22 protein-coding genes are annotated in these 25,775 nt (G+C 74.8%); 9 read left to right on the top strand and 13 right to left on the bottom strand.

The features are described from left to right. The first annotated feature begins 25 nt into the window (after nt 1–25). The 3 genes from SMD11_RS28665 to SMD11_RS28655 all read left to right on the top strand — a co-directional run bounded on the left by SMD11_RS28665 (nt 26) and on the right by SMD11_RS28655 (nt 4,698). Nucleotides 26–1,411 carry a dihydrolipoyl dehydrogenase family protein gene (locus tag SMD11_RS28665; protein WP_087929198.1) on the top strand — a complete coding sequence of 462 codons (1,386 nt, stop codon included), beginning with the start codon at nt 26–28 and terminating at the stop codon, nt 1,409–1,411. 134 nt (nt 1,412–1,545) lie between these two features. Continuing rightward, a complete protein-coding gene (locus SMD11_RS28660) occupies nt 1,546–2,937 on the top strand; it encodes a GNAT family N-acetyltransferase (protein WP_087929197.1) in 1,392 nt (463 codons plus the stop codon). Between the two features lie 75 nt (nt 2,938–3,012). After that, nucleotides 3,013–4,698: a DUF885 domain-containing protein gene (locus tag SMD11_RS28655; protein ID WP_087930783.1), complete on the top strand. Its 1,686-nt coding sequence runs from the start codon at nt 3,013–3,015 to the stop codon at nt 4,696–4,698. Between the two features lie 86 nt (nt 4,699–4,784). Here the strand turns inward: SMD11_RS28655 and SMD11_RS28650 are convergent, their stop codons facing one another. Further along, nucleotides 4,785–5,156 (bottom strand): toxin Doc, encoded by a 372-nt coding sequence (locus tag SMD11_RS28650; RefSeq protein WP_087929196.1) that lies wholly within the window; start codon nt 5,154–5,156, stop codon nt 4,785–4,787. Then, nucleotides 5,156–5,386 carry a hypothetical protein gene (locus SMD11_RS28645; protein WP_087929195.1) on the bottom strand — a complete coding sequence of 77 codons (231 nt, stop codon included), beginning with the start codon at nt 5,384–5,386 and terminating at the stop codon, nt 5,156–5,158. The genes SMD11_RS28650 and SMD11_RS28645 overlap by 1 nt, the downstream gene beginning before the upstream one ends. A 218-nt stretch (nt 5,387–5,604) precedes the next feature. Here SMD11_RS28645 and SMD11_RS28640 point away from each other — a divergent pair, with 218 nt between their 5' ends. Together SMD11_RS28640 and SMD11_RS28635 are read left to right on the top strand one after the other, a co-directional pair. Beyond that, complete coding sequence (locus SMD11_RS28640; protein ID WP_087929194.1) at nt 5,605–6,696, top strand: isoaspartyl peptidase/L-asparaginase family protein; 1,092 nt, start codon at nt 5,605–5,607, stop codon at nt 6,694–6,696. A gap of 99 nt (nt 6,697–6,795) precedes the next feature. After that, a complete protein-coding gene (locus SMD11_RS28635) occupies nt 6,796–7,842 on the top strand; it encodes an aldo/keto reductase (RefSeq protein WP_087929193.1) in 1,047 nt (348 codons plus the stop codon). A 30-nt stretch (nt 7,843–7,872) separates the two neighbouring features. Here the strand turns inward: SMD11_RS28635 and SMD11_RS28630 are convergent, their stop codons facing one another. After that, complete coding sequence (locus SMD11_RS28630; protein ID WP_234366196.1) at nt 7,873–8,376, bottom strand: rhodanese-like domain-containing protein; 504 nt, start codon at nt 8,374–8,376, stop codon at nt 7,873–7,875. 94 nt (nt 8,377–8,470) lie between these two features. Between SMD11_RS28630 and SMD11_RS28625 the strand changes: the two genes are divergently transcribed. Further along, nucleotides 8,471–8,917 (top strand): Lrp/AsnC family transcriptional regulator, encoded by a 447-nt coding sequence (locus SMD11_RS28625; RefSeq protein ID WP_087929192.1) that lies wholly within the window; start codon nt 8,471–8,473, stop codon nt 8,915–8,917. 218 nt (nt 8,918–9,135) lie between these two features. On the opposite strand, the gene SMD11_RS28620 is transcribed toward SMD11_RS28625, so the two are convergent. From SMD11_RS28620 to SMD11_RS28605, 4 genes are all read right to left on the bottom strand, one after another. Beyond that, entirely contained in the window at nt 9,136–12,216 is a 3,081-nt protein-coding gene (locus tag SMD11_RS28620; protein WP_087929191.1) for an AAA family ATPase, read from the bottom strand. Next, nucleotides 12,213–13,379 (bottom strand): exonuclease SbcCD subunit D, encoded by a 1,167-nt coding sequence (locus SMD11_RS28615; RefSeq protein WP_087929190.1) that lies wholly within the window; start codon nt 13,377–13,379, stop codon nt 12,213–12,215. Before SMD11_RS28615 ends, SMD11_RS28620 begins: the two co-directional genes overlap by 4 nt. Nucleotides 13,380–13,642: 263 nt before the next feature. Then, nucleotides 13,643–14,791, bottom strand: a complete 1,149-nt coding sequence (locus tag SMD11_RS28610) for a L,D-transpeptidase family protein (protein ID WP_087929189.1) — start codon at nt 14,789–14,791, stop codon at nt 13,643–13,645. Between the two features lie 229 nt (nt 14,792–15,020). Further along, a complete protein-coding gene (locus tag SMD11_RS28605) occupies nt 15,021–16,304 on the bottom strand; it encodes an MFS transporter (protein ID WP_087929188.1) in 1,284 nt (427 codons plus the stop codon). Nucleotides 16,305–16,581: 277 nt separating this feature from the next. On the opposite strand from SMD11_RS28605, the gene SMD11_RS28600 reads away from it, so the two are divergent. Further along, complete coding sequence (locus SMD11_RS28600) at nt 16,582–17,823, top strand: ATP-grasp domain-containing protein (RefSeq protein ID WP_087929187.1); 1,242 nt, start codon at nt 16,582–16,584, stop codon at nt 17,821–17,823. Between the two features lie 70 nt (nt 17,824–17,893). Next, entirely contained in the window at nt 17,894–18,664 is a 771-nt protein-coding gene (locus SMD11_RS28595) for a class I SAM-dependent methyltransferase (RefSeq protein ID WP_087929186.1), read from the top strand. A gap of 30 nt (nt 18,665–18,694) precedes the next feature. On the opposite strand, the gene SMD11_RS28590 is transcribed toward SMD11_RS28595, so the two are convergent. From SMD11_RS28590 to SMD11_RS28565, 6 genes are all read right to left on the bottom strand, one after another. Next, a complete protein-coding gene (locus tag SMD11_RS28590; protein WP_087929185.1) occupies nt 18,695–20,107 on the bottom strand; it encodes an aldehyde dehydrogenase family protein in 1,413 nt (470 codons plus the stop codon). After that, nucleotides 20,104–20,931: a DUF3050 domain-containing protein gene (locus SMD11_RS28585; protein WP_087929184.1), complete on the bottom strand. Its 828-nt coding sequence runs from the start codon at nt 20,929–20,931 to the stop codon at nt 20,104–20,106. The genes SMD11_RS28590 and SMD11_RS28585 overlap by 4 nt, the downstream gene beginning before the upstream one ends. Nucleotides 20,932–21,001: 70 nt before the next feature. Further along, nucleotides 21,002–21,574 (bottom strand): cupin domain-containing protein, encoded by a 573-nt coding sequence (locus SMD11_RS28580; RefSeq protein ID WP_234366195.1) that lies wholly within the window; start codon nt 21,572–21,574, stop codon nt 21,002–21,004. Continuing rightward, complete coding sequence (locus SMD11_RS28575; RefSeq protein ID WP_087929183.1) at nt 21,571–21,834, bottom strand: indolepyruvate ferredoxin oxidoreductase subunit alpha; 264 nt, start codon at nt 21,832–21,834, stop codon at nt 21,571–21,573. Before SMD11_RS28575 ends, SMD11_RS28580 begins: the two co-directional genes overlap by 4 nt. A 49-nt stretch (nt 21,835–21,883) precedes the next feature. Then, nucleotides 21,884–22,159 carry a Rieske (2Fe-2S) protein gene (locus SMD11_RS28570; protein ID WP_087929182.1) on the bottom strand — a complete coding sequence of 92 codons (276 nt, stop codon included), beginning with the start codon at nt 22,157–22,159 and terminating at the stop codon, nt 21,884–21,886. Between the two features lie 73 nt (nt 22,160–22,232). Beyond that, nucleotides 22,233–24,041, bottom strand: a complete 1,809-nt coding sequence (locus SMD11_RS28565) for a hypothetical protein (protein ID WP_087929181.1) — start codon at nt 24,039–24,041, stop codon at nt 22,233–22,235. Between the two features lie 410 nt (nt 24,042–24,451). On the opposite strand from SMD11_RS28565, the gene SMD11_RS28560 reads away from it, so the two are divergent. Further along, on the top strand, nt 24,452–25,699 hold the full coding sequence (locus tag SMD11_RS28560) for an ATP-grasp domain-containing protein (protein ID WP_087929180.1): 1,248 nt from the start codon (nt 24,452–24,454) through the stop codon (nt 25,697–25,699). Nucleotides 25,700–25,775: the final 76 nt, after the last annotated feature.

Below are 25,775 nucleotides of genomic sequence, written 5' to 3'. Positions count from 1 at the left end.
CGGTGCGAGCGGGAGGTCCGGTGTCATGGCCGAGCAGGTGGATGTCGTCGTCATCGGCATGGGGCCGGGCGGTGAGCACGTGGCCGGGCGGCTGGCCGAGGCCGGGCTGAGCGTGGTCGGCGTCGAGGCGGAGCTGGTCGGCGGCGAGTGCCCGTACTGGGGATGCGTGCCGAGCAAGATGATGATCCGGGCCGGGAACCTGCTCGCGGAGGCGCGGCGGGTGCCGGGCATGGCCGGCGCGGCGCGGGTCGAGCCCGACTGGGCGCCGGTGGCCGGCCGGATCCGGGACGAGGCCACGGACGACTGGAACGACCAGGTGGCGGCCGACCGTTTCACCGGCAAGGGCGGCCGGCTGGCCCGCGGGCGCGGCAGGCTGGCGGGCCCCGGCCGGGTGGTGGTGGACGGCCCCGGCGGCGGCGAGTTCCAGGCCCGGCTCGGGGTGGTCGTCGCCACGGGCACCAAGCCCTCCGTGCCGCCGGTGCCGGGGCTGTCCGAGGTGCCCTTCTGGACCAACCGGGACGCGATCGCCGCGAAGGAGCCGCCGCGCTCGCTGACCGTCCTCGGCGGGGGCGCGATCGGGCTGGAGCTCGCCCAGGTCTTCGCCCGGTTCGGCACCCGCGTCGAGGTCGTGGAGGCCATGGACGGGCTGCTCCCCTCGGAGGAGCCGGAGGCGGGCGAGCTGCTGGCGAAGGTGCTGCGCCGGGACGGGGTGGTCGCGCGGACGGGAGCGCGGGCGACCGGGGTGCGCCACCACGGCGACACCTTCACCGTCACCCTGGAGAGCGGCAACGACGTCACGGCCGACCGGCTGCTGGTGGCCACGGGCCGCCGGGTGGACCTCACCGGCCTGGGCCTGGAGACCGTGGGCCTGGACCCGCGGGCCCGCGCGCTGCCGGTGGACGCCCGGCTGCTGGCGGCGCCCGGGCTGTGGGGCGTGGGCGATGTGACGGGGCACGGCGCGTTCACCCATGTCGCGATGTACGAGGCGGAGATCGTGGTGCGGGCGGTGCTCGGCGAGCCGGGCCCGGCGGCGGACTACCGCGCGCTGCCGAGGGTGACGTTCACCGACCCGGAGGTGGGGGCGGTGGGCCTGACGGAGAGGCAGGCCCGGGAGAAGGGGCTGCGGGTGCGCACCGGCCTGGCCCAGGTGCCGTCCTCGGCGCGCGGCTGGATCCACAAGGCGGGCAACGAGGGCCTGGTGAAGCTGGTCGAGGACGTGGACCGCGGGGTCCTCGTCGGGGCCACCACGATCGGCCCGGCGGGCGGCGAGGTGATGTACGGCCTGGCCGTCGCCGTGCAGGCCGGGGTGCCGGTCGAGGCGCTGCGGCACATGGTCTACGCCTATCCGACCTTCCACCGAGGCGTGGAGGACGCGCTCGCCGACCTCCGTTCGGGCGACACCCCGGAGTAGGGCCGGGAAGCACGCCCCGGAAGCCCGGCCGGGGAACGCGCCGGAAACCGGACGGATACCGACAAGAGCCGTGCTTTACCCATCGGTCACAAGCTGTTTGTGATCACGCAACACCGCTCGGTCAAGGTGGGTCCATGACCGACGAGACCCGAGCGAAGCGACCCCACCGCACTCCTCACTGGCGCCGGGACGTGGTCGAGCTGGCCGCGCTGTTCACGGCGGTCGCCACCGCCGACTGCGTGGCCAACACGGTGGCGCACGGTCCGGACGGGCCGGCCGTCCTCGTCGCCTCCGCCGCGGCCCTGCTGGCCGCGACCGGCTTCCACACCTGGTGGGCGCGGCGCGACGCCGCGCGGGAACCGGCCGCCCAGGAGACCGTGGCCGTGGCGCCCGGCGCGCCCGGCGGCGGCACCGCCCTCTGGCGGATGCGCACGACCGTGCGCGACGAGCCCGGCAGCCTGGCCGCGCTCTGCCTGGCCCTCGCCCGCCACCACGTGGACATCCTCGCCCTCCAGACCCACCCGCTGGCCGACGGCGCCGTGGACGAGCTGCTGCTGCGCGCCCCGGAGGCGCTGACCGACGCCGAGCTGAAGGAGGCCGCGGCCGCCGGCGGCGGCAGCGCCACCTGGCTGGAGCGGGCCGACGCCCACGACCTCGTCGACGCCCCGACCCGGGCGCTCACCCTCGCCACCCGCACGGCCCTCGACGCCGCCGAGCTCCCGCTCGCGCTGCGGCAGCTGTTCGGCCGCTGCACCATCCGCTCCACCCCGGCCCGCTCCCCGCGCAACGGCGCGCCGGCCGACCCGGTGCCGGCCGAGGGGCTGTGGGAGGACACCGTGCTGCGGCTGCCCGACCCCTCCGGCGGAACGATCACCATCGAGCGCCCGTACCTGCCCTTCACCCCCACCGAGTTCGCCCGCGCCCGCGCGCTGGTCGAGCTGGATTCCCGGCTGGGCCCGCGGGTGCCGCCGCGCAGCGACGTGCTGACGCTGCCCGAGGGCAACGAGATCACCGTCCGGCGGGCCGGCACCGGCGACCTGGCCGCGGCGCGCGAGATGCACGACCGCTGCTCCGCCACCACGCTCGCCCGCCGCTACCACGGCCCGGTCGGCGACGCCGACCGCTATCTGCGCCACCTGCTGAGCCCCCGCTTCGGCCGTACGCTCGCCGCCCACACCTCCTCCGGCCGGCTGGTGGCACTCGGCCACCTGCTGTGGGACGGCGAGGAGACCGAGGTGGCGCTGCTCGTCGAGGACGCCTGGCAGCGCCGCGGCGTCGGCGGCGAACTGCTCGGCAGGCTGGTGGCCCTGGCGGCCGAGGCGGGCTGCGAGAGCGTCTACGCCGTCACCCAGTCCTCCAACACCGGGATGGTCGCGGCGATGCGCGCCCTGGACCTGCCGCTGGACTACCAGGTCGAGGAGGGCACGCTCGTCGTCACGGCCCGGCTCGCCCGGCCGCGCGTCCCCGTCCTGCCCGCGGCGGTGACCGGTGGCGCCACGGCCTGGCCCGTATCCCCCAAATCCTGACATGAACCCGCGTGTCAGGGGTCCGAACCACTAATGCCCATGACGCGGCAGCGCCCCGCGTACGAGGATGGCCGCATGCCCAACGACACCAGCAAGCTCCTGCCCCGTCAGGTCGCCGACGCCTACGTCGACGCCGTCATCGAGCTCGACCCCATCACCGGCACCTTCCTCGGCGTGCCCGGGTCCGCGCGGCGGCTGCCGGACTACTCCCCCGCCGGCAGCGCCGCCCTCGCCGCCCTGGCGCGGGAGACCCTCGCCCGGCTCGACGACGCCGAGAAGCTGCCGGGCGCCGACAGCGACATCGAGCGGCGCTGCGCCCGGCTGCTGCGCGAGCGGCTCACCGCCGAACTCGCCGTGCGCGACTCGGGCGAGCCGCTGCGCAACGTCAGCAACATCGAGTCACCGCTGCACTCGGTGCGCGAGGTCTTCGCGATGATGCCGGTCGACACCGCCGAGGACTGGTCCGCGATCGCCGAGCGGCTCCGCGCCGTGCCGGCGTCGCTGGAGAGCTACCGCCTCTCCCTCGCCGAGGGCCTGCGGCGCGGGCTGCCGGGCGGCCCGCGCCAGGTGGCCACCGTGCTGGAGCAGCTCGGCGAGTGGATCGGCACGGACGGCGGCTGGTTCGCCGACTTCGTCGCCCCGGGCCCGGAGGAGCTCCGCGCCGAGCTGGGAAGCGCCGCGCGGGTGGCGACCGGGGGCCTGGCCGCGCTGCGCGACTGGCTGCGCGACGTCTACGCCCCGGGCGTGGCGGGCGCCCCGGACGTCGTCGGCCGCGAGCGCTACGCCCGCTGGGCGCGCTACTGGAACGGCGCGGACCTCGACCTCAACGAGGCGTACGCGTACGGCTGGTCGGAGTTCCACCGGCTCCTCGGCGAGATGCGCGAGGAGGCCGAGAAGGTCCTGCCGGGCGCGCGGACGCCGTGGGAGGCGATGGCCCACCTGGACGCGCACGGCACCCATCTGGAGGGCGTCGAGGAGACGCGGGTGTGGCTCCAGGAGCTGATGGACGAGACGATCGCGGCGCTGGACGGCACCCACTTCGACCTCGCCGACCGGGTCAAGCGCGTGGAGTCCCGCATCGCCCCGCCCGGCGGCGCCGCGGCCCCGTACTACACGGAGCCGTCCGAGGACTTCTCCCGCCCCGGGCGCACCTGGCTGCCGACCATGGGCGAGACCCGCTTCCCCCTCTACGACCTGGTCTCGACCTGGTACCACGAGGGCGTGCCGGGCCACCACCTCCAGCTCGCGCAGTGGGTGCACGTGGCCGACCGGCTGTCCCGCTACCAGACGACGCTCGGCGGGGTCAGCGCGAACTGCGAGGGCTGGGCGCTGTACGCGGAGCGGCTCATGGACGAGCTGGGCTTCCTGACCGACGCCGAGCGGCGGCTGGGCTATCTGGACGCCCAGATGATGCGGTCGACCCGGGTGATCGTCGACATCGGCATGCACCTGGAGCTGGAGATCCCGGCGGACTCCCCCTTCCACCCGGGCGAGCGCTGGACGCCGGAGCTGGCGCAGGAGTTCTTCGGCATGCACAGCGGCCGCCCGGCGCAGCACGTCGAGAGCGAGATGGTGCGCTACCTCGGCATGCCGGGGCAGGCGATCGGCTACAAGCTGGGCGAGCGGGCCTGGCTGGCGGGGCGCGAGGCGGCCCGCCAGGCGCACGGCGAGGCGTTCGACGCGAAGGCGTGGCACATGGCCGCGCTGTCGCAGGGCTCGCTGGGCCTGGACGACCTGGTGGCGGAGCTGTCGGTGCTCTGACGGGCGAGCCACTCCGGGCGGGCCGTACGGCGGTACGGGCCCGCCCGGTGGTCCCGGGGGCGGTCCGTGCCGCCAGGCCGGATCCGTCAGATCCGCCAGGCGCGGATGCGGTCGGCGCACTCGTAGACGTCGACCCGGTACTCCTTGATGTCCCGGGCCAGGTCCACTATGGAGCCGTACGGCGGGTCGATGCCCTCGCCCGCCGCCGCCATGTAGGCCACGACGACCATGCACGCGTAGAGGCTGCTGCGCACGGGGAGCGGCTGGAGCCGGACGAGGGTGTGCATGAGGGCCGCGGCCCGCCAGGCGGCGTCGGGCTCGTGGTCGAACTTCGCGACGTCGAAGGCGTGCCGGGAGACGGCCGCGGCGAGCGCGGTGTAGTCGTGCACGGCGGGCTCTTCGTACAGCTTCTGCTCCTGTACACCCAGGAGCCAGGGCAGATCGATGAGCAGCGACATCAGGCGGCCGCACCGCCTTCGGACGTCGGCGCCTCCTCGGGGAAGGCGGCGTCGAATTCCTCTATGTGCTCGTTCCAGAATTTGGCGGCACGTTCCACGAAGCGGCGGCGCTGCTGCTCGCGCACCGACAGGTCGTGCACATACGCCTTGATGCTCTTCCCGTCGGCGGCGGCGGCCTCGCGGATGGCCGCGAGTTCCTCTTCCGTGAATTCGATGTTGAGTGCCGGCATGGCTCCAAGGTACCGGCACAGTACCGCCGTCCGCAGGGGACGGGGCGCGCGCCGTTCCCGGCCGTTTCCGCCGCGCGCCGTTCCGCCGGGGCGCCCGGCTCGGCAGAGTGAGGTCCGGCGGAAAGGAGCGGTGGAGCGGGCCGGTGGAACGGACGGTGGAACGGAGGGGACGGCGAGGGCCGTGAGAACCACGAGGACCACGACGAAAGGACGGACGCGTGCGTTCGAGACTGTGGATCGTTCCCGTGCTCACCGTGCTGGTGGCCGTGGCGGCGGCGCTGCCCGCGCTGTCGCGGCCCGCTCCGGGTCCGGCGGGCACGCCCGCCGGCGGGCCCCGGCCGGACGCCACCGGCGTGGTGCTGGCGGTGCACGGCGGGGCGGGCACCGCGCTGCGCCGGGAGGACACCGACGCCCGGACGGAGAAGGCGTACCGCGACGGCCTGGCCGCCGCGCTGCGCGCCGGCCGGAAGGTGCTGCGCGAGGGCGGCGACAGCGTGGCGGCGGTCGAGGCGGCGGTGCGCTCGCTGGAGGACGACGAGCTGTTCAACGCGGGCAAGGGCGCGGTGTTCAACGCGGACGCCGGGCACGAGCTGGACGCGTCGGTCATGCGCGGCTCGGACCGGGCGGCGGGGGCCGTCGCGGGGGTGCGGCACGTCCGCAACCCCGTCTCGGCGGCCCGGCTGGTGATGGAGAGGACGCCGCACGTGCTGCTCGCGGGCGAGGGCGCCGACGACTTCGCCGCGCGGAACGGGCTGACCCCGGTGACGCAGGACTACTTCTGGACCCAGGCCCGCTGGGACAGCCTGATGAAGGCCAAGGAACGGGAGAAGAAGAACCCCCGGAAGGCCGTCGGGGGATCCGCTCCCGGCGAGGCGGCGCTGGGCACGGTCGGGGCCGTCGCCCTCGACCGCGCCCACGGCCTGGCCGCCGCGACCTCGACCGGCGGCATGACCAACAAGATGGCCGGCCGGGTCGGCGACTCACCGCTCGTGGGCGCCGGTACGTACGCGGTGAACGGCACGGTCGCGGCCAGCGCCACGGGGGCCGGCGAGGTGTTCATCCGGGGCGCCGCGACGGCCACGCTCGCCCACCTGATCGAGTTCGGCGGCAAGGACGTGGTGGCGGCGGCCCACGAGGTCGTCGGGAAACGGCTCACCGGGCTGGGCGGCAAGGGCGGGGTGATCGCCCTCGACCCGCGCGGCGTGCTCTCCGCGCCGTTCAGCAGCGAGGGCATGCTGCACGGCTTCCTCACGGACGACGGCCGGATCGTCACCCGGGTGTTCCCCGACGAGTCACCCGGCCACCGGTGACCCGGCGCGCCGCGAGTTGCGCTGGAGCGCGCTCCAGCTCGTAGCGTCGGGAGCGCACCCGCCGGGAGGCCTGCGGGGCACGGGCGAACGGGGAGCATCGTGCGGTACACACTGTTCGGCAGGACCGGCCTGCGGGTGAGCGAGCTGGCTCTCGGCACCATGACCATGGGCTGGGGGGCCGACAAGGAGACCAGCGGGCGGATCGTCGACGCCTACGCGGACGCGGGCGGCAACTTCCTCGACACCGCCGACATCTACGCGGGCGGCGACTCGGAGACGATCCTGGGCGAGCTGCTCGACGGCCGCCGGGACGACTTCGTCCTCGCGTCCAAGTACAGCTGCGCGACCCGCGAGGGGGACGTGAACTCGGCGGGCAACCACCGGAGGAACCTGGTGCGGTCGGTCGAGGAGAGCCTCGGCCGGCTGCGCGCCGACCACCTGGACGTGCTGTGGGTGCACGCGCGGGACAACTTCACCCCGGTCGAGGAGGTCATGCGGGCGCTCGACGACGTCGTACGGGCGGGCAAGGTGCTCTACGTCGGCGTGTCCGACTGGCCGGCCTGGGAGATCGCGCAGGCGAACACGCTGGCCGAGCTGCGCGGCTGGACGTCCTTCGCGGGTTCGCAGCTGCGCTACAGCCTGCTGGAGCGGACGCCGGAGCGCGAACTGCTCCCGCAGGCGCGCGCCTTCGACCTCGCGGTGTTCGCCTGGAGCCCGCTCGCGGGCGGCAAGCTGACCGGCAAGTACCGCCGGGGCGAGGCGGGCCGGCTGACCGCCGGGGGCGGCGAGGAGGCGGTGGACCCGCGCGAGGAGGCGGTCGTCACGGCGGTCCTGGAGATCGCCGAGCAGGGCGGCTGGAGCCCCGCGCAGGTGGCGCTGGCCTGGCTGCGCGGCCGCCCCGGCAACATCGTCCCGGTCATCGGCGCGACCCGGGAGAGCCAGCTCGCCGACAACCTGGCCGCCCTGGACGTCACGCTCGACACCGGCGCCGTGGCCCGGCTGGACGCGGCGAGCGCGGTGCCGCTGGGGTTCCCGCACGACTTCCTGCGGGAGCCCGCCATCGTGCGGAACGTCTACGGCGACCGGTGGGCCGACGTGGAGGACCGCCGCTCGACGTACCGCCGGACGGTGACCGAGGTCCTCTAGCCCGGCGCCCTCCGGCGGTCCGTCGCCCGGTCAGCACCCGCAGTCGTCGGCGCCCACCGGCACGGTCAGCGGGTCGGCCGGGAGCTGCCGGGTGCCCTCCCAGGTCTCGACGGCGTAGCCCTCGCGGATCCAGTACTCGATGCCGCCGAGCATCTCCTTGACGCGGTAGCCGAGGCGCGCGAGGGCGAGGGCCGCGCGGGTCGCGCCGTCGCAGCCGGGGCCCCAGCAGTACACGACGACCGGGACGGCCGGGTCCAGGAGCCGGGCCGCGTCCTCCGGGATCCGGGCGGTCGGCAGGTGGAGCGCGCCGGGGACGTGCCCCTGGTCCCAGGACTCGGTGGAGCGGCTGTCCACGACGACGAAGTCCGCGGCACCACCGGTGAGCGCTTTACGGACATCGGCGACATCGGTGTGGAAGGCGAGCCGGGCGGCGAAGTAGGCCGCGGCCTCGGCGGGCGGTGCGGCCGGGACGGCCATGACGCCGCTGGTCAGGGGCGTTCCGGAAAGGTCATGGGGCGCGGTGGCGGTGTTCATGACGGCAAATCTACGGACCCGGTGCCGGGTCGTGAACATGTGATCCCCGGTAAAACTCTTGTTCAACCGGTGATTTCACTGCTAGACATCGCACATGACCGGCTATTCCCCTGACGCCACCGACTGGCGCATTCTCGACGCCCTCCAGGCCAACGGCCGCGCGGGCTTCGCCGAGTTGGCGCGCACCGTGAACATGTCCCCCAGCGCCGTGACCGAGCGGGTCCGCCGGCTGGAGGACGCGGGCGTCATCGGCGGTTACACCGCCGTCGTCGACCCCGAGAAGCTGGGCATGCCGGTGCTCGCCTTCGTCCGCCTCCGCTATCCGAACGGCAATTACAAGCCGTTCCACGACCTTCTGGAGACGACGCCGGAGATCCTGGAGGCGCATCACGTCACGGGGGACGACTGCTTCGTCATCAAGGTGGCGGCGCGGTCGATGCGGCATCTGGAGGAGGTGGCGGGGCGGATCGGGGCGCTGGGGTCGGTGACGACGAGCGTGGTGTACTCGTCCCCGCTGCCGCGGCGGGCGCTGGGGCGCTAGCGGCTGCCGCGCCGGGCCGCTGACGGGTGCCGCTGCGCGGGCCTGTTCCCCACCCCGCCCCTTCCCGAACCGGGGCTCCGCCCCGGACCCCGGTCCTCGAACTCCCCCGGCTACCGCTGGGAGGTGCCCCCAGACGGGCTCAAAAATCAGCCCGTCCGGCGTTTGAGGACATTCGGGAAGGGGCGGGGCCGGGGAAAAAGCCCCACGCAGCGGCACCGCTACCCCGCCGCCCCCACCGTGCGGTGCCGGACCCCCGACCCCGACCGCCCCTTCACCACCTGCAACTGCGCCGGGATCCGCTGCCGCAGATCCGCCACATGGCTCACGATCCCCACCGTCCGGTCCCGCTCGCGCAACGCGTCCAGCACGTCCAGCACCTCGTCCAGCGTCTGCTCGTCGAGGCTGCCGAACCCCTCGTCGATGAAGAGGGTGTCCAGCCGCACCCCACCGGCCTCCTCCGTGACGACGTCGGCGAGGCCGAGCGCGAGGGCGAGGGAGGCGAAGAACGTCTCGCCGCCGGAGAGCGTCGCGGTGTCGCGTTCGCTGCCGGTCCAGGCGTCGATGACGTGCAGACCGAGGCCGGAACGGCGGGATCCGGCGCGGGCGTCGGAGTGGACGAGGGTGTAGCGGCCGGCGGACATGCGCCGCAGCCGCGTGGTGGCGGCGGCCGCGACCTGTTCGAGGCGGGCGGCCAGGACGTAGGACTCCAGGCGCATCTTCCGCTCGTTGAGGGCGGACGTGCCGGCGGCGAGCCCCGCGAGGCCGGCCACCCGGTGGTGCTCCTCGCGCAGCGGTGCCAGGCGGCGGGCGTCGGTGACGGCCTGGGCGGAGAGCCGGTCGAGCTCCTCGCAGCGGGTGCGGGCCGCGGACTCCGCGGCCGAGGTCTCGCGCAGCCGCCGGGTGGCGGCCGCCAGCAGGGCGTCGGCGGCGGCCGGGTCGGCGGGCGGCAGCGCCGCGGCGGCAGCGACCGCCGGGTCGGCGAGCTCGGCGGCGGCCCCGGCCGCCTCGCCGCGCCACCGGTCGAGGCGGTCCTGGAGCTCCCGCTGGGCACCGGCCGGGAGCAGGGCCTCGGCGGCGAGCCCGGGGCTGTCGAAGCCGGCCCGCAGGGCGGCGTCGGCGAGCCGCGCGGCCGCCTTCTCCAGGTCGTCGGCGGCCGCGGCCGCGGCCCGTACGGCGTCGAGGGCGGCGCCGAGGCCGGCCAGCTCCCGCTCCAGGAGCGCGGCGCGGCGGGCGACGGTCGCCTCGCCGCCGCGCGCCAGGGAGAGCTCCTCCTCCAGCGCGCGCAGCTCGGCGTCGAGGTGTTCCCGGTGGGCGGTCCGGGCGGTGATCCGCAGCTGGGCGGCCTGCCGGGCCTCGACGCGCAGCCCGTGCTCGCGCTCGGCGCGCTCCTGGGCCTGGCGGGCGGCGTGCGTGTCGGCACCCGCCTCCCGGGCCTCGGCGAACGCGCGGAGGGTGGTGTCGAGGACGGCGGCGAGCTCCTCCGTGGTATCCGGGCCGGCCTCGGCCGTGGCCCGTTCCAGGTCGTCGCGCAGCGCCCGGAGCTCGCCCTCCGCGTGCTCGCGGGCGGTGTCGGCCTGCTGGGCGGCGTCCAGCGCCCGCTCCTCCTCGGCCCGGTCGACGTGTCCGGCGGTGGTGCGGGCGGGGGCCGGGTGCTCGGTGGCGCCGCACACCTTGCAGGGCTCGCCGGGTCCGAGCGCGGTGGCGAGCTCGGCGGCTATGCCGAGCAGGCGGCGCTCCTTGAGTTCGAGCCACTGTTCCCGGGCGCGCGCGGCGCGCTCCCGGGCGTCCAGCAGCCGGGCCTCGGCCGCACCGGTGGCCCCGGCGAGGCGGTCGCGTTCGCGGGCGGCCTCCAGCCGGCGCCGGGCGGGGGCGATCTCGCCCTCCAGGCGGGCGGCGCGGGTGGCCGCCTCGTGCGCGTCCTCGACGCGCCGCTCGTGGGCGGCGCGCAGGGTCTCCCAGCCGGCGAGCCAGTCGGTGGCGTCGGCGAGGGTGTCCTCGTCGGCGAGGGCGTCGCGGTCCAGCCCGGCCCGTTCGGCGGCGAGGGCGGCGGCCCGCTGTTCGGCGCGGCGGGCGGCGGACAGCGAGCCGAGGTCCTCGCGGAGCCGGTGCTCCAGGGCGGCGAGCCGCTCCCCGGCCGCGTCCCGGTGGTCGCCGGGGAGCCGTTCGCGGGCGGCCCGCTCGGCGGCGACGGCCGCGCGGTGGGCCCGCCCGGCCTCGTCGCGCAGCTCCAGGGCGGGGCCCACGGCCGCGGCGGCGCGGGCCCGCTCCAGGCGGGCACCGGTCTCGCGGCGCTCGTCCCGCCGGGCGTCGAGCGCCTCGGCGCGCTCCCGGGCCTCGGCGTGCCGGTGCTGGAGTCCGGCCAGCTCACGGGCCTCGTCCACCCCGGCCCGGGCGGCGCGGTGCGCCTCCTCGGCGGTGCGCACGGCCAGGGCGGCGATGTCCCGCCGCTCGCGCGCGCTCGTACGGGCCAGGGCGGCCCACTCCAGGACGGCGTCGGCCAGGCCGGGGTCGCCGGGCGCCAGGGGCTGCGGGTCCTTGCGGGCGGCCGTGCGCGAGGCGCGCTGCGCCGGCACGGCGGCGGGGGCGGCGGCCAGGTCCGCGGTGCCCGGCTCGGGCAGCGTGGGGTCGCCGGCGGCCTGGTGCATCCGGTGGGCGAGGGCGAGGAGCCGCTCGTCGCCGGTGCGGACCTGCTGCTCGGCGGCGCGGCGCAGCTCGGCGAGCCGGTCCTCGACGGCGGCGAAGCGGCTGGTGTCGAAGAGCTTGCCGAGCAGCTTGCCGCGCGCGGTGTCCTCGGCGCGCAGGAAGCGGGCGAAGTCGCCCTGGGGCAGCAGGACGACCTGGCAGAACTGCTCCCGGCTCATGCCGAGCAGCTGGCCGATCTCCTCGCCGATCTCCTGGTGGGAGCGGCTGAGGCCCTGCCAGGGGCCACCGTCGGTCCGCTCGCGCAGGGTGCTGGCCGCCTTTTCCCGGGTGAAGCCGGTGCCCCTCTTCTTGGGGCGGAGCTGCTCGGGCCGCCGGGTGATCTCCAGGCGGCGGCCGCCGACGGTGAGGTCGAGGACGACCTCGGTGGGCGTGCCGGGGTCCGCGTGGTCGCTGCGCAGGGTGAGGCCGCTGCCCTGGCGGGCGCCGGGCACGCCGCCGTAGAGGGCGTAGCAGACGGCGTCGAGGACGGAGGTCTTGCCGGCGCCCGTGGGGCCGTGCAGCAGGAACAGCCCGGCGGCGGACAGCTCGTCGAAGTCGATGTGCTGGGTGCCGCCGAAGGGCCCGAAGGCGGTGATCGTGAGCTGGTGGAGCTTCACCGGGCGACCTCGCGGGCGGTGTCGTCCAGCCGTACGGCGTCGAGGGCGGCGGTGAGCACGGCGCGCTCCTCGTGGTCGGGGCCGCGCCCGGCGCGCACGTGGGCCACGAAGTCCTCCGCGATCTGCTGGTCGCTGCGGTTCCGCAGCCGCTGGGCGTAGGAGGCGAGCGGGTCCTCCGGCGCCCGGTCGGGCTCCAGGGCGAGGCTCACGACGTGCGGGAAGCGGGCGGCGAGCCGGGCCATGGGCTCGTCGGGGCGGTGCGGGTCGGTGAGGGTGGCCTCGACCCAGGCGTCCTCGTGGCGGTCGAGGGCGGGGTCGCGGAGCAGGTCGTCGAGGCGGCCGCGGATCCGGGCGAGGCGCCGGGGCACCGGGCAGTCGAGGCGCTCGCCGGTGACGCCGCCGTGGGCGTCGAGGTCGATCAGCCACATGGTCTTGCGGTGGTCGGCCTCGGAGAAGGAGTAGGCGAGCGGGGAGCCGGAGTAGCGGACACGCTCGGTGATGGTCTGGCAGCCGTGCAGGTGGCCGAGGGCGGTGTAGTCGACGCCGGCGAAGACCTCGGCGGGTACGGAGGCGACGCCCCCGACGGTGATGTCGCGCTCGCTGTCGCTGGTGGCGCCGCCGGCGACGAAGGCGTGCGCGAGGACCACGGACCGGGTGCCGGCGGGCCGGGCGGCGAGGTCGGCCCGGACCCGCTCCATGGCGGCCTCCAGCACGGCCGTGTGCCCGCCGCGGCGGGCACCGAGCTCCTCGCGGACGAGGGCGGGCTCCAGATAGGGCAGCCCGTAGAAGGCGACGTCGCCGTGGGCGTCGGCGAGCAGCACGGGGGTGCCGCAGCCGGCCGGGTCGGTGCGCAGGTGGATCCCGGCCCGCTCGATGAGGCCGGCGCCGACGCCGAGGCGGCGCGGCGAGTCGTGGTTGCCGGAGATCATCACGGTGGGCACGCCGACGTCGGCGAGCCGGTGCAGGGCCTCGTCGAAGAGCTCGACGGCGGCGAGCGGCGGTACGGCCCGGTCGTAGACGTCCCCGGCGACGAGGACGGCGTCGACCTCGTGCTCACGGACGGTGGCGACGAGGTGCTCGACGAAGTCGCGCTGGGCGCGGAGCAGGCTGATCCGGTGGAAGGAGCGGCCCAGGTGCCAGTCGGACGTGTGCAGGATTCTCAAGAGGGGGCTCCGCCCTGCATGCTGCTCCGCTCCTCCGCGCTCCGGGTCGACACCGACCCTGCACGGTACTCGATGGGAGTGACAGAGGGGGCGGAAGCGGCGGAGGGGGGCTCCGCCCCGCGCCCGGACACCACCTCCGGCGCCGGACCACGAAGCGCCGGACGGGCTGGAAGATCCAGCCCGTCCGGCGCTCGGGGACGGTGCGCGGGAGGTGCTCGGCCGGCGCGCCGAGGTGGTGGGGGCGGGGCCCGGAACCTACGGCGCTACTTCAGCGCCGACCGCTTCTGCCACTGGTCCCACGTCTCCATCCAGACCGACAGCCCGTTCCCCGGGTCCGTCACCTTGGTGCTGGTGGTGTTCTTGACCTCGACGGTGGAGCCGATCGGCAGGAAGTCGTAGACCCGCTTCGCGTCCGACGTGGTCATGCCGAAGCAGCCGTGGCTGTTGTTCTCCACGCCGATCGACTGGTTCCAGGGCGCGGAGTGCAGGAAGGTGCCGGAGGCGGTGAGGTGGGTGACCCACTTCGAGTCGAGCATCCACTCGTTGCCGTGGCCGATGGTGGAGGAGTCCATGGTCTCGTCGGCGTTCTTGCTGCGGACGGTGTGGATGCCACCGCGGGTGGGGTCGACGGGGGAACCGGCGGAGCCCTTGATCGTGCCCACGGGCTTGCCGTCCTCGAACATCGTCAGGGTGTGCGAGGGGACGTCGATGACGGCCTTGTGGTCGGCGCCTATGGTGAAGCCGAAGTCGTAGTTCTTCGCGAACCAGCCGCCCTCGCCGGAGTTCACACCGGACAGCAGGCCCTTCACCTTGACCTTGGTCCCGGCGGGCCACGGGTCCTTGGGCCGCCAGTCGATGCGGTCCTGGCCCGACCAGTCCTTGACCCAGCCCCAGGCGCCCTCCACCTTCGGCGTGGAGTTGACCGTCAGGGACTTCTCTATGTCGGCGCGCTTGCTCTTGTCGACCGGGTGGTCGAAGAGGATGGAGACCGGCATGCCGGTGCCGACGGTCTGGCCGTTGGCCGGAGCGTTCGTCAGCTTGTTGACGCTGGGCGCCTGCTGCGTGGTGAAGGTGGCGGTCGAGGAGGTCTCCTTGCCCTTGCCGTCCTTGCCGCTCTTGGCCGTGGCGCGCACGGTGTAGGTCGTCTTCGGGCCGGCCTTGCCGTCGGAGGTCCAGGTCGAGCCGTCCTCGGCCACCCGGCCGGTGACCTCGTTGCCCTTGTCGTCCTTGGCCTCCACCTTGGTTATCCGGCCGCCGTCGGCCTTCACCGTGATCGGGGTGCCGAGCGCGACGTCCGTACCACCGCCCGGGGTGACGGTCAGTTTGGCCTCGGCCTTGGCGTCGGCGGAGTCACCACCGGAACCGCCGGAGCAGGCGGAGAGCGCCAGGGAACCGAGGAGGGCGGTTGCCATCAGGGCGGAGCGTCGACCCGATACGACGTGCACGTGAGTCGGCCTTTCTACGGCGGCGGTACGGCGGGCCCCGGCCTCGGTGCCCACCCTGCGCGACGGAGTTTCCCGTCACGTGACTACAGATGACCTGCACGCTTGTGCGGTTGCACGGAAATGGAAACATTTGTGCGTACCCTTTCTTTACGTCAGGTCTACGTCAGGTCGGGGTCGGTCCGGCGTCGGCTCCGTGTCAGGCCGCCTCGGCCACGGCGGTCGCCTCCGCCGCTCTCCGTTCGCGTACGCGCACGGCGTGTTCGTCGGTCCGCTGGTCGTACGAGAGCAGCTTCGGCAGCGCGGCGGCGAGCAGCCCCACGGACACCAGGCAGGCCAGTCCGCCGGCCCACACCGAGGCGCGGGCGCCGGTGAGCGCGGCCGTGGCGCCCGCCCTGACCTGGCCGAGCTGAGGGCCCACGGAGTAGGAGAGCAGCTCGATGCCCGCGAGCCTGCCGCGCAGTTCGTCCGGGATGCTCTGGTCCCACATGGTCGAGCGGAAGAGGCCGCTCACTATGTCGCAGCCGCCGGCAGCCGCGAGGCACAGCAGCACCAGCCAGACGTCGTGCGCCCAGCCCGCCAGCGTCATCGCGAGGCCCCAGCCGAGCGCCGAGCCGGCCACCATCCGGCCGTGCCGGTGGACGCGGGAGGCCCAGCCGCTGGTCAGGCTGACCACCAGGGAGCCGACCGCGCCGGCCGCGTACATCGGGCCGAGCGCCCAGGGCGCGCCCAGGTCGTCCGCGAGGAAGGGGAACACGGCCGTCGGGTAGGCGAAGAACATCGCCGCCAGGTCGACCGTGTAGGTGCCGAGCAGTTCCGTGCGGCCCCAGGCGTAGCGGGCGCCTTCCAGGACGCCCCGCAGCGAGGGCCGCGCGGCGCCGGGCGCGGCGGGTGAGGGGGCCAGGCCGAGGGTGAGGGCCGCCGAGAGGGCGTAGGTCGCGGCGTCCAGGGCGTAGGCGGGGCGGACCCCGGCGAAGGTGATGATCACCCCGGCCAGGGAGGGGCCGGCGATCGCGCCGACCTGCCAGCGCATGTGGTTGAGGGTGGTGGCGGCGGGCAGCTGCTCGTGGCGGACGATCCTGGGCACCATCGCCTGGAGCGCGGGGCGCTGAAGCCCGGTCAGCGCGCTGACGAGCGCGGCCACCACGTACAGCGGCCAGACCAGCGGCCGCGGCAGCAGGGTGTTGAGGAACAGGACGCAGGTCAGGACGCCGAGGCCGGCCTCGGTCCAGAGGATCAGCAGCCGGCGGTCGAGGGCGTCGGCGAGCGCGCCGCCGTACAGTCCGCAGACGATCAGGGGGACGAGCTCGGCGGCGCCGACCGCGCCGACCGCGAGGGCCGAGCCGGTCAGCTCCTTGAGCTGGAGGGGCACCGCGACGAACGTCAGGAAGCTGCCGAAGACCGTCACCAGGCCCGCCAGCCACAGCAGCCGGAAGTCGCGGGAGGCCCGCCAGGGCGTCAGGTCGGGCAGGAGCGCGCGCATCCGGCGGGGATCGGCGGGCCTGACGGATCGTACGGCCGGGGCGGCGCCGGGCTTCTCGCACGCGCCGTCAGGCGCGTCGGACGTGTCAGTCGTTTCGGTCACGTCACCCCATGCTTGACGCCCGGAAAGATCGAAACAATCGATATGTCCAAATAAACACCATTTGGTCTAGTTTGATTTAGGGACGGCCGGGACCGCCGGGGCCCTCGCCGCGCGCGGGCGGCTGGGCCATACTCGGTGTGCCCGATCCGGAAGCGCGAGCGGAGGGAGTGGGGACGTGTCGGAGGCGACGCTCCTCGTCATGGGCAACACCGCGACGACGCCCTGGGCCCGGGACCAGATCCGGCGGCTCAGCGAGCAGGCCCGGCGCCGGGGGGTGCGCCTGCTGGGCGCCGACACCGCCGCCAACCTGCGGCGGGCGGCACCCGAGGAGCTCTCCCTCGTCGACGAGGTGGTGGCACTCGACGTCTACGACGGCGACGCCTGCCGGGCCTGGGCGGCCGGCCGCCCGGCCGTCGACGCGGTGCTGACGATCCGGGAGCTCTCGGTCCTCCCGGCGGCCCTGACCGCCCGGGCGCTGGGCCTCCCCGGCAACGACCCCGAGGCCGTCCGGCGCGTCCGCAACAAGGACCTGTGCCGCCGCCGGCTGCGCGAGGCCGGGTTCCCCCAGCCGCGCACCGCCCTGTGCCGCGACGCGGCCGACGCCGGGCGCTTCATGCGCGACACCGGCCCGGGCCCCTGGATCGTCAAACCCCGGGACGGCCTGGCCGGCATCGGCGTCTCACGCGTCGACGACCCCCGGGAACTGCCCGCCGCCCTCGCCCGGTTCGCCGCGCCGCCCCCGGCCATGGGCCCGCTGCCACCGTCCCCGTACTTCCTGGCCGAGACCTTCGTGGAGGGCGCCGAGTACTCGGCGGAAGGCGTCGTGGTGGGCGGCGAACCCCAGGTCCTCGCGCTCACCCGCAAGGGCACGGCCGACGGGTTCGTCGAGGTCAGCCAGCGGGTGCCGGCCGGGCTCGACGGGCCGACGGCCGCCGCCGCCCGCGCCGCCGTCGGCCGCGCGCTGACCGCCGTGGGCGTCACCCGCGGCATCTTCCACGTCGAGTTCTGGGTGACCGCCTCGGGGATCGTCCTCGGCGAGCTCCACGACCGCGGCGGCGGCGACTACATCCACGCCCTCGTCGAACACACCCGGCCCGGCCTGGAGCTCTACGGCGCGCTCCTCGACGACCTGCTCGGCGACGCCCCCCGGCCCGTCCCCGAACCGGCCGGCAGCGCCCGCGCCGAGTTCCTCCTCGCCCCCGCCGGGCGGCTGCGCGCCGTGCGCGGCTGGGAGGAGGTCGCCCGGCACCCCGCCGTCGTCGCCGCGCACCTCCAGGTCGCTCCCGGCGACCTCATCGGCCGGGCGAACGACTCCTACACCCGCTCGGGCGTCTTCGTCGCCGTCTCCGGCACCCCCGACGGCGTCGACACCCTGGCCACGTCCCTCGCCTCACGGATCATCTTCGACACCGACTGAACCGCGACCGGCGGCCGCCGGGCAGGGCGCCGGCGACGCACCGGCACCACGGGCCCGCGGAGGGAACCTCATGGACCCCTTGCTCAGCAACCTGCTCTACGACCACCCGGAGCTGTACGAGGAGATCTACCCCGACACCGAGACGGACATCCCGGGCATGTGCCGGCGGCTCTTCGCCGAGCACGGCGCCCCGGCGCCCGGCACCCTGCTCGACATCGGCTGCGGCACCGGCCGGCACCTGGAGTACTTCACGGAAGCGGGCTACGACTGCGTCGGCGTCGACTACCAGGACGCCATGGTCACCTTCGCCCGGGGCCGCCGGCCCGGACTGGACTTCCGCGTCGGCGACATGCGCGCGCTGCGCCTCGGCCGGACGTTCGCCGCCGTCACCTGTCTGGGCTGGGCGCTCTCCAACATCCACAGCAACGCCGACCTGCACCGCGCGATGGCGGCCTACGCGGCGCACTCCGCGCCCGGCACCCTGCTGTTCCTGCACGTGCCCAACGCCATCGCCACCCCCGAGGGGCACGCCTTCCAGCAGCGCTTCACCATCGACACCCCCGCGTTCCGGGCCACGGCCGAGGCCGACTACCGCCTCGACCGCCGCAACCAGCTCCTGGTCCGCACCCGCGACTGGCGCATCCCCGGCCGACCGCCGCTGCGGGACCACGTGCGGTTCCGGCTGCTCTTCCCCAAGGAGCTGGAGGGCTATCTGACGGCACACGGGTTCACCGTGCTCGCCATGTACGACAACACGGCCGCCGCCGCGAGCGAGCTGACCGGCGAGGCGCTCTACGTCCTCGCCCGCTTCGACGGCGCGGAGGCCGCCACGCACCCGTGACGGCCCGGCCGCTCCGCCGTCACTCCGCCGTCACTCCTCCAGGCTGACGGTCACGGTCTTGGGCCGCTGGTACTCGGTGACGGCCAGCACGCTCAGGTCCGTGCCGTTGCCGGACTGCCGGCGCCCGCCGTGCGGCAGCTCCCCGGTCTGTTCCAGGTGGCAGTTGACCCACACCTCCCCCGCGTCCAGCCGGGTGGCGAGGCCGAGCACCTCCGGCACGGCCCGGCCCCACACGCTGGCGGCCAGCGCGTGCGGCACCCCGTTGGCGGCCTCGACCAGCGCGTCCGGGCCGTCGAAGGCCTGGACGGTGAGCACCGGCCCGAAGACCTCCTCCAGGACGGCCGGGTCGTCGTCCGGCAGGTCGGCGAGGATCGTGCCGGGCCGCCAGTAGCCGCCGCTCTCGTCCTCGGCCGTGGCGACGTCGCCCGCGTACCGGGCGCCGGCCCGGCTGGCGTCGACGATCCCGTCGAAGCGCTTGAGCTGCTCGGGGTTGTTGAGCGGGCCGAAGTCCCGGCCGGCCCGCCGCCGCCCCATCGCCGTGGCGAGACCGGCGACCGTCCGCTCGTAGGACTCCCGGAGCGTCAGCACCCGCGCGGGGGCGGCGCAGCTCTGGCCGGCGTTGTAGGTGACGGCGCGCACCAGCCGCTCGTAGGTGTACCCGGGGGCGTCGGGGAGGACGAGCGCCGCGCAGTTGCCGCCGAGCTCCAGGCTCACCTTGCGCAGCCCGGCGCGGGCCGCGACGTCCAGGCCGCCCGCGCGGCTGCCGGTGAAGGCGATGCCGTCCACGCCGTCGTGGCCGACGAGCAGCCGGCCGGTGGTACGGCCGCCGGGCAGCGCGGTGAGGACGTCGGCGCCCAGGGTCTCGCGGGCGTGCGCGGCGGCCAGCAGCGCGCTGTCCGGGGTGGTGCCGGCCGGCTTGAGGACGACGGTGTTGCCGGCCGCGAGGGCGGGCGCGAACCGCCACACCGCCATCAGGAGCGGGTAGTTCCAGGGGACGACCGCGGCGACGACGCCGAGCGGCTCCCAGCGCACCCAGCTCTCCCGGCCGGGCAGCCGGTGCCCGCCGCCGGGGGCGAGGTCGGCGCGGACGGCGCCGGCGTAGAACCGGACGAGGTCGACGCACTGTTCGAGCTCGCCCGCCGCCTCGGCGGCGGGCTTGCCGGTGCCGGCCCGCTCCGCGCGGACGAACCGCTCGGCGTCGTCCTCCATGGCCGAGGCCAGGCGCAGCAGCCGGCGGGACCGCTCGCCCGTCGTCAGCCCGGCCCAGGCGGGGAGCGCGGCACGGGCGGCGCGGACGGCCGCGTCGACGGCGCGCCGGCCGGAGACGGTGGGGCGCAGCCGGTCGCGGCCGTTCCTCGGGTCGGTGAGCACGGTCTCGGCCTCCAGAAAGGGGGCGGGGGCGCGCCGGCCGGGCCGGCGCACCCCCTGGGGGACGGGGTTCATCGTCGGGGCGCGGGCCCGCCGCCGGTGCGGTCGGTGTCGCGGACCGCGTCGAGGACGGCGGTCCACAGGCGGGCGCGGGCGCGGAGGGCGTCCTCGGCGGCGTGGGCGCACTCGTCCCACCGGCCGGGGTCGTCACCGCACAGTTCCACGAGCAGGTGCATGGCCATCGGGGTGTGTTCGTCGGCGTCGACCTCGATGTGGCGGGCCAGGTAGTCCTTGAAGCGGGTCAGGGTGGCGTGCGGGTCCTCGATGCGGACGACCTGTTCGAACATCTCGGGGATCAGGTCCTCCCGGCCGAAGGCGAAGACGGCCGCCTGGCAGTGCACGGGCTCGTGCTCCAGCACGCTCCAGGTGGCCGCGAGGAAGTCGGCGGAGGCCCGGGGCGCCCCGGCCTCCTCCAGGGCCTTGGTGACGGGGACGCCCTCGCGCAGGGCCTGGACGAAGGAGTCGATCGGCCCGGTGTCGGCGCCCGCGTCGGCCATGCCGGCGCGGTAGAGCTCGAAGTGGCTGAGGTAGCCGTCCCCGAGCTCGTCGCTCTCCTCCACCAGGACGATCTCGTTGATCAGCCGCCGGCCGGCCGCCGGGCCCTCGGGGACCCAGGGCACGCGGACGCAGGTGAGGAGCCGCTGGAGGCTGGTGAGCAGCGACATGAAGTCCCAGACGGCGAAGACGTGGTGCTCCATGAAGACGCGCGCGGCGGACGCGGTGGTGACGGCGCGGTAGACGGGGTGGCGGACGACCTCGGTGCGGACGGGTTCGATGCGCTTCTTGAGGGCGGTCAGGCCGGGGTGGGAGATGGGGGCGTGGTAGCGGGAGAGTGCCATGGTGTGTGCTCCCGGTGTCGGCGCGCGGCCGCGTCGGGCCGCGGCTCGGGGCGGGCGGGGGGGCCGCGGTTCAGTGCCGCGCGTGGTCCGCCCGCGCGCACGACTGGCACGGGCAGTGCGCGCACCCGACGTCGTGCAGGTAGTCGGGCGGCTGGGACTTGCTGTCGCAGATCAGGCAGTGCAGGCCGCCGATCTCGCTCAGCACCTCCTCGTAGGCCACGACCTCCATCCGGCGGTCGGAGTCGACCGGCATGTGCGGGGCGCCGATCGCGAGGATCACATGGTCCGTCAGGGCGCCGACCGCGTGCGAGACCGCGCCCTCCACGAGGTAGATCTCACCGGCCGCGGTGCGGTGCACCCGGCCGTTGTAGGTGATCGTGCCCTCCCCGCCGAGGACCACGAGCACGTGGTGGCCGGGGTGGGTGTGCGGGGGGAACCCGGCGCCGGCGGGGAGGCGGATGATGTCCGCCCCGATGGTGCCGTTGCTCACCAGGCCCAGCCCGCTGGCGGCGGCGCCGTGCATGGGCACCGGGCGCTCGTCGTGCGGGATGTGCAGCGAGGTGGCGGTGTCGCCGATCGTGGCGGCCGCCCACCGGACGATGGACAGCTCTTCCTGCCCCGGACGCTCCAGGCCCCCGCTCACGACGCCCCGTCCTTCCCGCTCTCCGTGAAGTACTCGGCGTTGACCGTCGTGAAGTGCTCCCACTCCGGTGGCAGTTCCTCCTCCCTGAAGATCGCGTCGACGGGGCACACGGTGGCGCAGAGGTCGCAGTCCACGCACCGCTCGGGGTCGATGTAGAACTGCCGGTCCTCGTTCTCACCCCCGATGCAGTCCACGGGACAGACGTCGACGCAGGCGCCGTCCTTGACGTCGATACAGGGCTGGGTGATCACATACGTCACGTGCGGTCCTCTCCTCGGTGAGCGGCCCTTGCCCCGGGCCGCCGGCCGGTCACCCGGTCCCTGGTCGCCCGGCCCCGTCCGGTCCGTCCCCGGCGATCGCCAGGTCGGCGCACTGGGGCCCGCGCACCCTGCACCCGGTGCGCAGGTCGAAGGTGGCGCCGTGCCAGGGGCATTCCAGGAAGGTGCCGGTGACGACGCCCTTCACCAGGGGGGCGCCGCGGTGCGGGCAGCGGGCGGGCACCGTGACGGTGCGGTCGCCCACCCGCACCGCCAGGGTGGCCCCGCCCGGCAGTTCCTCGATGGAGCCGTGGGTCCTGTCGCTCATGCGTCCCTCGTGCGTCCCCGGGCCGGTCACGGCCGGCGGCGGTCGGGTCCGGCCGGATCCGGCCGGCCGGTGGTCAGATGTCGAGATCCTTGACCTTGTCGGTCCACTTCTCCTCGAAGTGCAGGCCCCTGCGGTACGTCGCGTCGGCGACGCCCTTGGCCCACTGGGTGTAGCGGTGGCCGAGGATCATGTCGCGGGGCAGGAAGCGGTTGTCCCGGTGGTACGCGGAGCGGTTCAGGCGGACGTCCGCCAGGCCGTTCCAGTCGGTGCCACCGCGCGTGACGGTGATCGGGAGCCGGCAGGCGAGCCGGATGCCGGCGGCGGTGTGGCCGCCGTGGTTGGCGTCCTCCGCGACGGCGATGTCGGGGAGGTTGAACCCCTGGGGCGGGAACCGCATGACGGGCGCGTAGTTCTGGGCCTTCTTCACCGCGTTGTAGCGCATGCGCTGGGCGATGACGTTGTACATCAGCACCCGGTTCGCCGCTATCCCGAAGTCCTCGGGGCGGAATCCGGTGCGGAAGCCCGTATAGCAGAACAGGTCGGTGAACTCCATGGTCCACGGCTGATCGAGTTTCCGGCCGTGCGGCACGGTGAAGATGGCGAGATCCACCGGAAGGTCCGGGGCGTCGGCCGCCCAGTGGGCTATTTCCTGGATGACCCGGGTGGGGCTGCTGCCCGCCTCCAGAGCCAGTTCCAGGAAGCGGTCCCATTCGGCCGGAATACCACTGCGGCCGGGGAGTTCGACGCCGATCCGGTCATGCAGATGGGCGCATAATTCCTCCGGTACGGGCCGGACGCGCCGGTATTCGGAGAGCGGCAGCAGGAACTCGCGGCGTTCCCAGTTGCTGCCGTCGAAATGCAGGCAGCGTTCGTACCGCCGCTCGACCGCGGCGCGCAGCCGGCCGAGCCCGCGGGCCAGGCCGACGACCCCCTCGGGGTCCCGGCCGGCGCCGGCGGCCGGGTCGCCGGGCGCGCCGTCCGGCAGCCGGGCGGCGTACTCCCGGGACTTGCGCACCAGGAACAGGGCGAGCGCGGGGAAGGAGAGGAAGGACTGGTTCAGCTCCTGGAGGACGAAGCCGGCCTCCTGCCAGCACCACAGCACGGTCATCAGCACGAGGGAGGTGTCTGGCCAGTCCTCGACCGGCACCTTCCGGCACTCGGCGACCAGGGCGACGACGCCGCGGTTGTCGACGGGCGTCTCGTCGGCCAGGAACCTGACCCGCTCGATGGAGGAGACCCGCCGTTCGAAGGTGGCGAGCAGCTCGTCCCGCTCCTGGGCGGCCAGCGCCGCCCAGGCCAGCGCCGCGGTCCGCGGCAGGTGGCCCAGGGCGGGCGGCGGGCCGAGCCACAGCCCGGGGCCCTCGGGCCGGGGCGCGGCGGCGGTCCTGACGTCGACGCCGCGCGCGCGGCCCGCCTCACGGGCGGCCGTGACGTCGGCGACGGCGAGGAGCGGGGCCCGCAGCCGGACGGCGGCGGTCAGGGCTCCGGTGTCCGCGCTCTCCCCGTCCGTGACGACCACGGTGCCGGGGGCGAGCCCGAGCACCCCCGCGGCGCGCGGCAGGGCGGCCGCGGTGTCACCGGCCAGGAGGCCGAGCCGCTCCGTCATCCGGAGCAGGGCGCGGTCCACCCGGTCGTCGCGCCGGAGCGCCAGGCAGAAGACGTACCACCAGACCAGCGAGGCCCGCGCGTAGGGGACCTTGAAGTGGTACCAGAGCCGCTGGAAGCGGGAGAACTCCCCGGGCGGAATGCCGTACCGGCCCGGATCGAAGGGGCGCGGGCCGCCGGAGGTGTCCGCGGTCAGCGCGTCGAGGACGGCGGGGCCGGCCTTGCCCGCCGCGACCATGCCCGCCACCACGACGAGATCTCCGTCGTCGGTCAGCATTTCGAGTCTGCGGAAGAGATCTCTCTCCACCCCGGCTATCTCGGTCTCGGCTGCGCCTAGGAAATCTGAGGGGGATCGCGGCGAGATCGACAGTGCCATGGCGCCTCCAGAGCATGACTCAATGGAGCGGCGAGCTTCATGGGTGGGAATTCCATCGTTGAATGAATCGCTGAATGACAGGTCATGAATGACCAAGGGCGTCGGCACAGGACGGCCCACGCCAAGGGTCAGAGCATTCGTTGTAGTTGTCAATGGGCGTAGTCCGGCCCCTGGCCGATTGACCGTCAAGGGGCCGTCAGGAACAGGCCGGGCCCCGTCACCCGGACGCCCGGGGGCCGGCTCCCCTCCACCGTGCGCACGAGCCGCTACTCTTCGTCACCTGGACAGCTGGAGGAAGAGGGTTGGCCGATATGGCAGATGCGACGCTCCTCGTTCTGGGCAACGCCGGGATGCCGGCCTGGGGCCGGGACCAGATCCGGCGGCTGAGCACACAGGCGCGGCGGCGGGGGGTGCGCGTGCTGGGCGCCGACACCCCCGAGGCGCTGCGCGCGGCACCCGCGGAGGAACTGGCGCTCGTCGACGACGTGGTGGCGCTGGACGTGCACGACGCCGAGGCCTGCCGGGCCTGGGCCGCCGCCACCCGGCCGCCGGTCGACGCGGTGCTCACCGTACGGGAGCTGTCGGTGCTCCCGACGGCGGTGGTGGCCCGGGAGCTGGGGCTGGCGGGCAACGACCCGGAGGCGGTCCTGCGCGTGCGCCGCAAGGACCTGTGCCGCCGGCGGCTGCGCGAGGCAGGTTTCCCGCAGCCGGAGTCCGCGGTGTGCCGGAGCGCGGAGGAGGCCGAGCGCTTCCTGCGCGAGACCGGTCCCGGCCCCTGGATCGTCAAGCCCCGGGACGGCCTCGCCAGCATCGGCGTGACCCGGATCGAGCGCCCCCGCGAACTGGACGCGGCGCTGCGGAAGCTGGCCGAACCCGCTCCGGCGATGAGCCCGCTGGAGCCGCCCTCCTCGTGCTTCCTGGTCGAGACCTTCGTGGAGGGCGACGAGTACTCGGCGGAGGGGATCGTGCTGGGCGGGGTGCCGCAGGTCCTCGCCCTGACCCGTAAGCGCGTCACCGACGGGTTCATCTCCACCAGCCAGCAGGTGCCGTCCGGACTGGACAAGACGACGGCCGACGAGGCCCGGGACACGGTGGAGCGGGCGCTGACCGCGATCGGCGTCACGCACGGCATCTTCCACATCGAGCTCTGGGTGACCGCCTCCGGGGTCGTCCTCGGCGAGTTCCACTGCCGGGGCGCCGGTGACTACATCCACGCCCTCGTCGAGCACACCCGGCCGGGTCTGGAGCTCTACGGCACCCTCGTCGACGACCTCCTCGGCCGCACCCCGCGGCCGGTGCCCGCGCCCTCGGGCGCCGCGCGCGTCGAGTTCCTCTTCGCGCCCGCCGGGCGGCTGCGCGCCGTGCGCGGCTGGGAGGAGCTGACCCGCCATCCGGCCGTCATCGCCGCCCACCTCCATGTGGCGCCGGGCGACGTGATCGGCGAGGTGAAGGACTCCTTCAACCGCTCGGCCGTCTTCGTCGCGGGCAGCGAATCCCCCGACGACATCGACGACATCACCGCCGGGCTCGCCGCCGGGGTGACGTTCGAGACCGGGTGACACGACGGGGCGGCGGCCCCGGCCGGGGCCGCCGCCCCCGATGGGTGAACCGGGCGCGCGGGGGCCGTGGTCCGCT

Origin of the sequence: Streptomyces albireticuli, from assembly GCF_002192455.1 — a bacterium.
GTDB lineage: Bacteria > Actinomycetota > Actinomycetes > Streptomycetales > Streptomycetaceae > Streptomyces > Streptomyces albireticuli_B.
The sequence above is the reverse complement of the archived record's forward strand: the minus strand, read 5'-3'. Positions and strand labels throughout refer to the sequence as shown.